Annotated in this window: 8 protein-coding genes; all 8 read left to right on the top strand. The window is 71.9% G+C overall.

Annotation, left to right across the window (positions count from 1 at the left end; genetic code table 11):
• Positions 1-331 precede the first annotated feature (331 nt).
• The 8 genes from eccD (at position 332) to Sco07f_RS02835 (ending at position 10,079) form a co-directional block, all read left to right on the top strand.
• Positions 332-1,738, top strand: a complete 1,407-nt coding sequence (gene eccD, locus Sco07f_RS02800) for a type VII secretion integral membrane protein EccD (protein ID WP_087793014.1) — start codon at positions 332-334, stop codon at positions 1,736-1,738.
• Between the two features lie 66 nt (positions 1,739-1,804).
• A complete protein-coding gene (eccB, locus tag Sco07f_RS02805) occupies positions 1,805-3,442 on the top strand; it encodes a type VII secretion protein EccB (RefSeq protein ID WP_108986825.1) in 1,638 nt (545 codons plus the stop codon).
• A 459-nt stretch (positions 3,443-3,901) separates the two neighbouring features.
• The gene (locus Sco07f_RS02810) at positions 3,902-4,237 is read left to right on the top strand and encodes a hypothetical protein (RefSeq protein ID WP_007449379.1); all 336 of its coding nucleotides are present in this window, start codon (positions 3,902-3,904) and stop codon (positions 4,235-4,237) included.
• A gap of 88 nt (positions 4,238-4,325) precedes the next feature.
• Positions 4,326-4,634, top strand: coding sequence for a WXG100 family type VII secretion target (locus Sco07f_RS02815; protein ID WP_007449378.1), 309 nt, complete (start codon positions 4,326-4,328; stop codon positions 4,632-4,634).
• Between the two features lie 134 nt (positions 4,635-4,768).
• Complete coding sequence (locus tag Sco07f_RS02820) at positions 4,769-5,239, top strand: type VII secretion system-associated protein (protein WP_007449376.1); 471 nt, start codon at positions 4,769-4,771, stop codon at positions 5,237-5,239.
• Positions 5,240-5,304: 65 nt separating this feature from the next.
• Positions 5,305-9,108, top strand: a complete 3,804-nt coding sequence (locus Sco07f_RS02825; RefSeq protein ID WP_108986826.1) for an AAWKG family protein — start codon at positions 5,305-5,307, stop codon at positions 9,106-9,108.
• Between the two features lie 124 nt (positions 9,109-9,232).
• Positions 9,233-9,688: a YbaB/EbfC family nucleoid-associated protein gene (locus Sco07f_RS02830; RefSeq protein WP_007449352.1), complete on the top strand. Its 456-nt coding sequence runs from the start codon at positions 9,233-9,235 to the stop codon at positions 9,686-9,688.
• A gap of 1 nt (position 9,689) precedes the next feature.
• The gene (locus Sco07f_RS02835; RefSeq protein ID WP_007449349.1) at positions 9,690-10,079 is read left to right on the top strand and encodes a hypothetical protein; all 390 of its coding nucleotides are present in this window, start codon (positions 9,690-9,692) and stop codon (positions 10,077-10,079) included.
• Positions 10,080-10,163 lie beyond the last annotated feature (84 nt).

Below are 10,163 nucleotides of genomic sequence, written 5' to 3' on the forward strand. Positions count from 1 at the left end.
GTTCCGGACGGCCCGTGGTCCGGTGGAACGCAGGTGAATATTCCGGGCGGAAATCGGGCGCGGGGCTTCCGAACCGGGCAACTCCCTTTCCCTTTGCGGCGCCAGGTCCGCGACACGGTCCGACGGGCGCAGGCAGTAGTCTGCATTCATCGAACACGGCCTGTCCACGAGGGGCGTGCACACCGTTCGGTACGCGGCTCGTATTCACGTGACCGTCCCGGTGCCGGTACCCCTCTGCCCCGCCCCGTCCGCGTTCCGTATTGTGCTCCCGTCCCCTTTACGTGGAAGTCCTTCTGCCGAAGTCCCCCCACGGATGACGAAAGTTGTGCTGATGACCGACAGCACGGCGGCCGAACTGTGCCGCCTGACCGTACGTGCGCCCAACGTCTCCGTCGACCTGGCCGTCCCCGCCGACGTACCGGTCACCGACCTGCTGCCCACCCTGCTGCGGTACGTGGGCGAGGAGGCCGAGGAGGCCGGACTCGACCACGCCGGCTGGGTGCTTCAGCGGCTGGGCGACGCCCCGCTCGAGGAGGAGACCACCCTCGCCCGCGCGGGCCTCGCCGACGGCGAGGTGCTGTACCTGCGCCCGCACACCGAGGTCCTGCCCGAGGCGCGCCTCGACGACCTGGTGGACGGCATATCCGAGACGGTCGGCCGGCGGATGCACACCTGGAGCCCGAAGGCCGCCCGCGGACTGCTCGGCGGTACGGCGGCGGCGACCGTGGTCGTCGCCCTGGTGCTGCTCTTCTGGCCCGGCGTGGACGGCTCCGGTTCGCTGCGGGTGGTCTGTGCGGCGGTGGCCGGACTGCTGGCGCTCGCGGGCGCGGGCTCGGCCAGCCGGGCGGTCGGCGACCGGCTCACGGCGACCGCGCTCGGCCTGCTGGTCGCGCCCTGTCTCGCGCTGGCCGGCTGGGTCCTGCCCGGCGGCGACCTCACCGGCCCGGACACGGCAAGGGTGGTGGGCGCGCGGCTGCTCGCCGCCGGCGCCGCCGGCGCGGGCGGCGCGGTGCTGGCCCTGGCGGCGACCGCGGTGGGCGCCCCGGCCCTGTTCGCCACGGCCCTGGTGGCGGTCGCCACCGCGGTCACCGGGGCGCTGGTCGGCTACACCGGGCTGGACGCGCCGGCCGCGGTGGCGCTGGTGATGGCGGTGCTGGCCCTCGGCGCCGGAGCCGTCGCGCCGTTCGCCTTCAAGCTGGCCGGCATGCGCATGCCCGCACTGCCCTCCTCCGCCGGCCAGTTGCAGGAGGGCATCGAGCCCTACGCCGGCGACGAGGTCGCCGCCCGCACCGAACTGGCCGGCCGCTGGGTGACCGCGCTCTTCGCGGCCACCGGAGCCGCCGCCGTGGCCGCCCTGGTCGTCCTCACCCACCACCCGGACCTGCCCGAGGTCCTGACCGCGCTCGTCCTCGGTCTGCTGCTGCTCCTGCACTCCCGCGGCCTGGTCGCCGTCGGCCAGCGGCTGACGCTGGCGCTGCCGGGCGTCTGGGGCCTGCTGCTGCTCGCCCGCGCCTGGGCGGTGGACGGCGACACCGACACCCGCCTGGTGGTCTTCGCGGTCCTGCTGGCCGCCGCGTCCGGCCTCGTGATCGCCACCTGGACCGTTCCCGGCCGCCGGATGCTGCCGTACTGGGGCCGCACGGCGGAGCTGGCGCACACCGTCTTCGCGGTCGCACTGCTGCCGCTCACCCTCTGGGTGGCCGGTCTCTTCGGCTGGCTGCGCGGACTGTTCGGCTAGGCGGAGAGCCGGGCGGAGAGCCGGGCACGGAGCCCGGGCCCACGGAAGACGAGACGAGGAGAGGCCGTGCAGTCCAAGCGCGACCAGGTACAGGCCCACAGCTTCATGATGGGCAGGCTCAGTTCGGGTCTGCTGACAGCCTCCCCGGACGCCCCGGAGAGCCCGCTGGGACGCACCACCCGCGGTGTCGTCTTCGGCCTGCTGTTCACCGTCCTGATCGGCGCCGGCACCGTGGTCTACGGGCTGCTGCGGCCCGGCGGGAACGACGGCTGGCGCGACGGCCCGCACCTGGTGGTCAACCGTGAGACCGGCGCCCGCTACCTGTGGACCGACACCGACGGCGTACTGCACCCGGTGCGCAACTACACCTCCGCGCGGCTGATCGGCGGATCCGACCTGCCGACCGAGGACGTCGGCACCGCCTCGCTGCGGGGCGTTCCCGTCGGCGGTCCGGTCGGCATCCCCGGTGCCCCGGACGGCCTGCCCGCCGCCGGGCAACTCGACGGCGGGGCCTGGAACATGTGCGTCACCGGACCGGACGGCGCCGGTCCCAGTACCTCCGGCACGCCCACGTCCTCGGGCGTCGAGAAGGCCGGGGCCACGACGCTGGTGGCCGGCGCGCCCGTGGACGCCACGGCGATCGCGGCCGACCGCGGGGTGCTGGTGCGCGGCCCGGACGGGACGCGGTACCTGGTGTGGCGGGGCAGCAGGCTGCCGCTGGACGAGAAGTCCGACGCCCGCACCGCGCTCGGCTACGGCTCCGTGTCGGCGGCGCCGGTCTCGGCGGCCTTCCTGGACGCACTGGCCCCCGGCCCCGCGCTGCGCTCGCCCGACGTGCCCGGACGCGGCGGCGAGGGCCCGGAGCTGGGCGGCGAGGCCACCCGCGTCGGCCAGGTCTTCGAGGTGAGTGTGCCCGGCGGCGCGAGCACGTACCACCTGCTGCACGAGGAGGGCCTGGTGCCGCTGACCCGGCTCGGCGCCGCCCTGGTGCTGGGCGACCCGGCGACCCAGAAGGACGCCTACCGGGGCGAGTCGCCCGAGGCGCGCACGGTCGGCGCCGACGCGCTGCGCGAGCACCGGGCCGAGGGAGCCGGCCGGCCGGGCACGGCGGGACTGCCGGACGCGCCCCCCGTCCCGCAGTCCGTGCCGCGGGGCAGCGCGCTGTGCGCCCAGGTGGACGGCGGCGACGGCGGTGCCCGCATCGGCTCGGTGCTGGCCCCGCTGACCGGACTCGCCCCGGTCGCCGTGTCGGAGGGCACCGCCGACCCCGTGCGCGAGGCCTGCGTACCGACCGACGCCACCGTCGTACGGCCCGGCCACGGCGCCCTGGTGCGGGCGCTGCACGCGAGTGGCGCCGCCCACGCCGGCACCACCTACCTGGTCGCCGAGAACGGGGTGAAGTACCGGGTGCCCGCCGACGACACCCTCCGGGCGCTCGGGTACACCACCGGCGACATCGACTCCGTGCCCGCGCCGCTGCTCGCGGCACTGCCCACCGGCGCGGACCTCGACCCGGACGCCGCCTCCGGCGCCGCGAAGGTACGGGTCACGGCGCCCGACTGCGAGGGGGCCGCGCAGCGGGAGGAGCCGGACCCGGGACAGAAGGCCGAGGCCGCGAGCCTCGTCACAGGAAGCCCGTCCGCCACGTCGGGCACAGCGGACACCGCGCCCCGAGCCCGACAAGAGGGTCAAAGGGATTTCTGAAGACGCAAGAGGGCGAAAACAAGGGCGATTTCCGGTCCGTGTGGTCGCCGCGGTCATTCGCCGACGTGCATTTCGGTCTTTGTGGTCGCGGCCGAAGCCCGGCTCGGAAATCCACGCTGCTGTTCCGTGAATTGACCGTATTCGCCCTCATGTCGCGTCCGTGGTCGGTGCGGCGCCCGTTTCCGGTGACCGTTTGCCGCTCGGGAGCGCCCGAATGACGCCCGCATCGAACTGTGTGTCCCGGCGGATGCCACATGACGGACAGTCCGCCCGGCTCGGCCGTTCATCTGCTCGAAACCTTTGGTCAACCACCTTGCTCCAGACATATTTCGGACCGCCGGGCGAACTCTGAAAAGTATCGCCGCGCGTTGCGCGGAAGAGGCGGTTCTACTTAGCCTCAGCGGGCAACGGTGCGACGTGATCGCTCGAATGCGATCGCTCGAACGAAGGGAGCGCGACATGGCGGACAGTGCCGCAAGGAAAGCGGACTATGCCAAGGGCTTGGGGGGCGTCTCGTCCCTGGAGTCGGCCCGGAGCCAGGTGGAGAGGATCCAGAACAACGTCGCCGAGATCGCCTCGCGTTCCGGCGTCGGCGGCGACGAGGGCCAGGCCCTGCTGAAGCTCTTCCGCAGCTGGAACACGGAGGCCCAGACGGTCGTCGTCCAGATCAGCAAGATGATCGACGCCCTCCAGGAGAACGTCACCTCCGCCAACCGCCTGGCGCAGGAGAACCAGGACCTCACCGAGGTCCTCAACAGCAAGACCAGTCAGGGCGTCTTCCAGGCGCTGCTCTGACGCGTCCGGCGCGGTGCGGCCCCCAGCGACGCCGCACTGTTCGTGCTTCCCCGGACGCGAGGCGTCCGGCCACCCGAGAGGAGACGTCATGGCCGACGGCATCATCGACGTGCAGTACCCCGTGGTCCGCAAGGCCGTCGAGGAGTTGACGGACCAGACACAGCAGATCATCAACACCCTCAACAACCTGGAGGACGAGCTGCGGCCGCTCGTCGCGTCCTGGGAGGGTGCGGACCAGGAGATGTACCGGCGGGTGCAGATGGAGTGGGACCAGGCCACCAAGAACATGGCCACCCTGCTCAACGACAACGGCACGCTGATCCAGTCCATCCACGACAACCACTCCCGTGACGAGCGCCGCAGCGCCGACAACTGGGGCAACGTGCGGGCGCGTTAAGAACCGCCGCCCCGTCCCGCTTCCGTCCGGACGGCGGAGCGGCGGGCGGCACGCCGCGGCGGTCACGCGGCGGCGTGCCCTCGCCGTTCCGCGGTCCGCCCCCCGTCAGGCACCGAGCGGCAGGAGAGCTTCCGATGGCCGACAACCCCACAGACATCAAGCACTTCGACCTGTCCGCGATGGAGAACTTCCGCGACTACGAGGTGGACCGGGCGTACAAGGACGCCAAGAGGCACCGCGAAGGCGGCGGGGAGGGCGACCCCCGCACGCTCGGCGACCTCGTCGACGGCCACACCACCGCGGACAACCTCGACCAGAACCAGCAACTGCTGCGTATCGGCAAGATGGCCACCGACGGGCGGATCTCGGGGCCCAAGCTGCTCGAAGGCGTCCGGGAGGCCGCCACGGCCCTCGACAAGCTCCTCGGCGATCAGATCGACCTGTACAAGGAGCTGCAGGACGCGCTCACCGACACCATCGAGGGGGCGCGCAAGACACAGGCCAAGAACCTGGACGCGATCGACGCCCAGACGCTGCTCCAGCACTTCGACGAGGTCGACACCCTCACCGCCGGCGGCAGCGGCGAGGGCGACTCCGACTCCTAGAGAACCCGTGCCGCGCGACAGGCGTGTCGCGTGCCGCACGACAACCCGACCAGAGAGGGCGCCCGGTGGTCGACCGTTACGACGCGGACTCCATAGACAACGTCAACAAGTACGAGGACGCCACGGACGCGTCGTCCGACGTCTGGGCGGGCCTGGTCACGCACATCACCGGCTACCCGGTGCCGGAACGCAGCACCGTCTTCGACACCCTCCGCTCCGACCACGGCGGCAAGCTGTTCCGGATGGACATCAGGGACCGCGGCCTCGGCTCGTTCGTCGAGGACGCGTCCGGCTTCCTGCAGAACACCGGCGAGGACTACGACATCTGGTTCTTCGACGGCGGCAAGAAGACCCAGATCAAGCAGGCCAGGATCGTCTTCGAGGGACGGGTGAAGGCGGGCGACGAGCTGATCTTCGCCGACCCCGGGACGGACGACGTCGCCAACGCCTCCGTGCGCGAGGGCAACGAGTTCAAGGACTACAACAAGGACGAGATGAGCACCGTCACCCTCGCCCGCTACATGAACGGGCCGCGGACGGCGCTCCTCGAACTGCTCGGCGGAAACACGGCGGACGCCCGCTTCAGCAACCTCGGCGTGGCCGAGGACGCCTCGGTCGACCTCAACTCCTTCGACACCACCGGCCGGGCCTTCGACTTCGCGGCCCAGTTCTTCCGGGACCAGGGGCCCAAGATCAAGGAGTGGGAGGAGGCCCTCGGCCGGGAGGACGCGACCTGGAAGGGCGAGGCCGCGGAGGTCTTCCGCAGCCTGCTGACGAAGATCCGTGAGAACTACGACGCGTACATCGACACGTTCGACGAGAAGCCCGGCACGGGCGAGGGCGACGGCACCGGGAAGACGGTGTACTCGCGCGCCCTCTCCCAGGCCCGCTCGGCACTGGAGGACGCGGCCGACAAACTGCTGGACGCGTGGATCACCTGGGCCAACTCGGACTACTACGACCCGCACCGGGTGCTGCGGTACGTCCTGGACGACCTGGCCCAGTGGGTGGACACCAACAACGTCGCCAACACGGACATCAAGACGACCTACTCGGCGTACTCCTCGACCACCTACCACGACCCCCGCGAGGGCTTCACCCAGAACCACCCCGAGTACGGCGACCTCACCGACATCGCCAACTGGGCGAAGGTCGGCGACAAGGCCGTACAGATCTGGAGCCGCGGCGTCGACGAGTACCTCGTCAAGCCCGCCCGGACCGTGCAGTCCACGCTGAACAACACCTTCCTGGACCTGGGCGGAGACTTCACCGAGAACCTCCCGGAGCCGAAGTCGACCAGCACGGCCTCGCAGGAGTACGAGGAGCGCAAGGCCGAGGAGGCCCAGGAGGAGATCAACCGGCAGAACGAGGAGAACCGCCGCTACCAGGACGAGCTGCGCGAGGAGCAGGAACGGCAGCGCGAGGAGGACCGGAAGTACCAGGACGAGCTGCGGGAGGAGCAGAACCGGCAGCGCGAGGAGGACCAGCGGGCCCAGGACGAGCTGCGGGAGGAGCAGAACCGGCAGCGCGAGGAGGACCAGCGGGCCCAGGACGAACTCCGGGAGGAGCAGAACCGGCAGCGCGACGAGGACCGCGACTACCAGGACGAGCTGCGCGAGGAGCAGGAACGGCAGCGCGAGGAGGACCGGAAGTACCAGGACGAACTCCGCGCCGAGCAGGAGAAGCAGGCCGACGAGGCCCAGGAGCAACTGCGGACGCTGAACGACCCCTCGGCCACGGACCTCGGCGGCCTCGACGACCTGCTGAACCGGGACCTCCCGGTCACCGAGAGCCTCGGCGACATGGGCGGCCTCAACGGCGGTCCCGGTGACGCCGGCAGCGCGCTCACCGACGACCTCGGCAACCTCGGCGCGGTGAACGGCGGACCCGGCGGCGGCCCGGCCACCGACGACCTCGGCAACCTCGGCGACGCCAACAACGCGGTGAACGAGAGCCTCGCGGGCCTCGGCGGCGGCCCGGACGGCAACCCGGGGGGCGGCCAACCCGCGGTCGTGCCCCCGCCGGCGAACCTGGGCAGCCTCGGCGGTCTCAACTCCGGTGGCGGCGGCACGCGGCTGCCGAACGAGCGCACCCCGGGCCTCGTCGACGGCAACCCCGTCGCACGGTTCCCGGACGGCAGCAGCACCAGCTTCGACCCCGACACCGGCCTGCTGACCACCACCGGCCCCGACGGCTCGACCACCACCACGGACCTGGGCAACGGCCTGCGGGTGACCAACCCGGACGGCTCGGTCACCTCGCTCACCGACGACGGCAAGCTCGCCACGACGTTCCCGGACGGCCGTACGGAGACCATCGACCCGTCGACGGGTCAGGCGGTGACGACGCGTCCGGACGGTTCGACGACGACGACGGATCTGGGGAGTCTCGGTGGGTTGAACGGTGGTGGCGGTGGTGGGGTGTTGGACATGCCGACGGGTGGCAGTACGCAGTTGTCGGGTGGTGATCTGACCAGTCGGTTCCCGGACGGGAGCAGTTCGAGTTTTGATCCGGATTCGGGGTTGTTGACGTCGACGGGTCCGGACGGTGGGACGTCGACCGTGGATCTGGGTGATGGTGTGCGGGTGACGAATCCGGATGGTTCGGTGACGTCGTTGGGTGAGGACGGGAGTCTGACGACGAGGTTCCCGGACGGTACGACGCAGAGTGTGGATCCGTCGACGGGTCAGGCGGTGACGACGCGTCCGGACGGTTCGACGACCACGACGGACCTGGGGAGCCTCGGCGGCCTCAACGGCCAGAGCGGTCAGGGCGGCCCCGGCTCCCCGGGCGACCTGCAGACCCAGTCGAACGGGGACCTCGCCGGCCTCGGCGACCTCGACCTGGGCAGCCTCGACGGCCTGAACGCCGGTGGCGGCTCCGGGCTTCAGACACCCACGGGCGGGGACACGTCGCTGGCCGGCGACGACCTGCTCACCCGGTTCCCGGACGGCACCCGGGCGACGTTCGACACCCAGACCGGGATGCTGACCGCCACCAACCCGGACGGGTCCGTCACCACCACCGACCTCACCCACGGCGCGCGGGTGACCAACCCCGACGGTTCCGTCACCTCCCTCGACAACGGCCAGTTGACCACCGACTTTCCGGACGGCAGCACCCAGGTCGTCGATCCGGAGACCGGCATCGCCACCGTCACCGACGCGCAGGGCCACACCGAGACGGTGAACCTGCACGACCTCAACACGGGCAACGGTCCGACCTCCTCGGACGGTACGGGTCTCCTCGACGAACTCGGCTCGCTCGACGGTCTCGGCTCGCTCGACGGGCCCGGGGGCAGCGGTGGCGTCGGCGGCGGCATCAGTACCGAGACCCTCTCCGCCCCCGACCTCGGCCTGGGCAACGGGGGTTCGCTCGCCTCCGCCACCGGCGGCGGACTCACCGCCGGCGCCTCCGTCGGCTCCGACGGCCTCCTCACCGGCACCGCGGCCCCGCTGTCCGACGGCGCCACCACCGGGGCCGGAGGCACCCCGCTCGCCCCGGCCGCCGGGGGCGGAACGGCCGGAGCCCCGGGCATGCCCGGCACCCCCGGCATGCCGATGGGCGGCATGGGCGGCATGGGAGGCGGCGGCGAGAAGGGCAACGGCGAACGGGTGCGGGCCGTCCTGGTCGACGCCGCCGAGGAGAGCGAGCGCCGCAACCGCAGGCGGCGCAGCCCCTGGAACCGCCAGGAGGACAGCGACACCTTCCTGGCCCCGGCGTCCCGCGTCGCCACCACCGGCGGCGACTCCCCCGAGCAGGAGCCGGGCCAGAGCCGCGGAGTCACGACGTCCGCCGACTACCTGGAGGAGGACGCGGACGTGTGGGGCACCGAGGACGGCGGCACCCCGGCCGTCATCGGACGGTGACGGCCGGGCGGTCGGCCGCCGCGGACGGTGCCGGGAGAGCAACGCCACCCGGTCCCCGGCTGCCGCGACCGGCACCCCACCAGGCAAGATCGACCGTGCAGCCACAGGACTTCAGGGAGCGGACGTGACGGAACCACTGGAACAGCGGCTGGAGAAGGCCATGGCCGAGCTCCGGTCCGCCCAGGAGGCGGTCGAGCGTACCGAACGCGAGCTGCGGCAGGCCTCGTTCGCGGTGCTCTCCTCCGACCGTGCCGTCCGCGTCACCGTGGGCGCCCAGGGCGCGCTGACCGGCATCGACTTCCTGGAGCACAAGTACCGCGACATGTCCCCCCAGGAGCTGGCCGCCAGCGTCCTGGAGGCGGCGAACGCGGCGCAGCAGAAGATGAACCGGCACGTGATGAAGGCGATGACGCCCTTCACGGAACCCAGCAGCGAGGTGCCCGAGCTGAAGGGCTTCGAGCTGGACTGGGAGCGGATCTTCGGTCCCGGGGTGCTGGAGAAGGACGACGAGGACACGGCCCGCGCGGACGGCCCGGCGCCGGGCTGGCGCGACGCGCTCGACGAGGACGGGGAGGACTGACATGGGGCAGCGCTACTACGTCGACCCGGCGCGCATCGAGGCCCTCAGCGGGCAGTTGGAAGAGATCGCCACGCTGGCCAGGAGCATGACCGAGGAGTTCCTCGACGGCCTGGCTCCCACCGTCTCGTGGCCCGGCACGTCGGGGGACTTCGCGGAGAAGGCCAAGCCGCAGGAGCAGAAGGAGCGGCAGGTCACCAAGGACACCATGATGTCCGTCCGCGACGCGCTGGTGAGCATCACCGACGCCACGCTCAGCCAGGTCAAGCTCATGGAGGACACCCGGGACCGCAACCTGGAGGACATCGAGCGCAACACCAACCGGATCGAGACCGACGGCTTCGGTCTCGGCGGCTCGGGCGGCGGTGACACGGGCGGGCATGGCCGCCACTGACCCGTCCGCCGCCGTGGACCGTTCCCGCCCCGTGCCGGGAACGGTCCCGCGGTGCTGCCCGCACGGCCCCGCGGGTGGTCGCCG

The organism is Streptomyces coelicoflavus (assembly GCF_003112555.1).
In the GTDB taxonomy this organism is placed as follows: Bacteria; Actinomycetota; Actinomycetes; order Streptomycetales; family Streptomycetaceae; genus Streptomyces; species Streptomyces coelicoflavus.

Bases quoted from the DNA above. Each gene is read 5' to 3' on its own strand.
- Sco07f_RS02820 (WP_007449376.1), top strand. From the start codon at position 4,769: ATGGCCGACAACCCCACAGACATCAAGCACTTCGACCTGTCCGCGATG.
- Sco07f_RS02810 (WP_007449379.1), top strand. From the start codon at position 3,902: ATGGCGGACAGTGCCGCAAGGAAAGCGGACTATGCCAAGGGCTTGGGG.
- Sco07f_RS02835 (WP_007449349.1), top strand. From the start codon at position 9,690: ATGGGGCAGCGCTACTACGTCGACCCGGCGCGCATCGAGGCCCTCAGC.
- eccD (WP_087793014.1), top strand. From the start codon at position 332: ATGACCGACAGCACGGCGGCCGAACTGTGCCGCCTGACCGTACGTGCG.
- Sco07f_RS02815 (WP_007449378.1), top strand. From the start codon at position 4,326: ATGGCCGACGGCATCATCGACGTGCAGTACCCCGTGGTCCGCAAGGCC.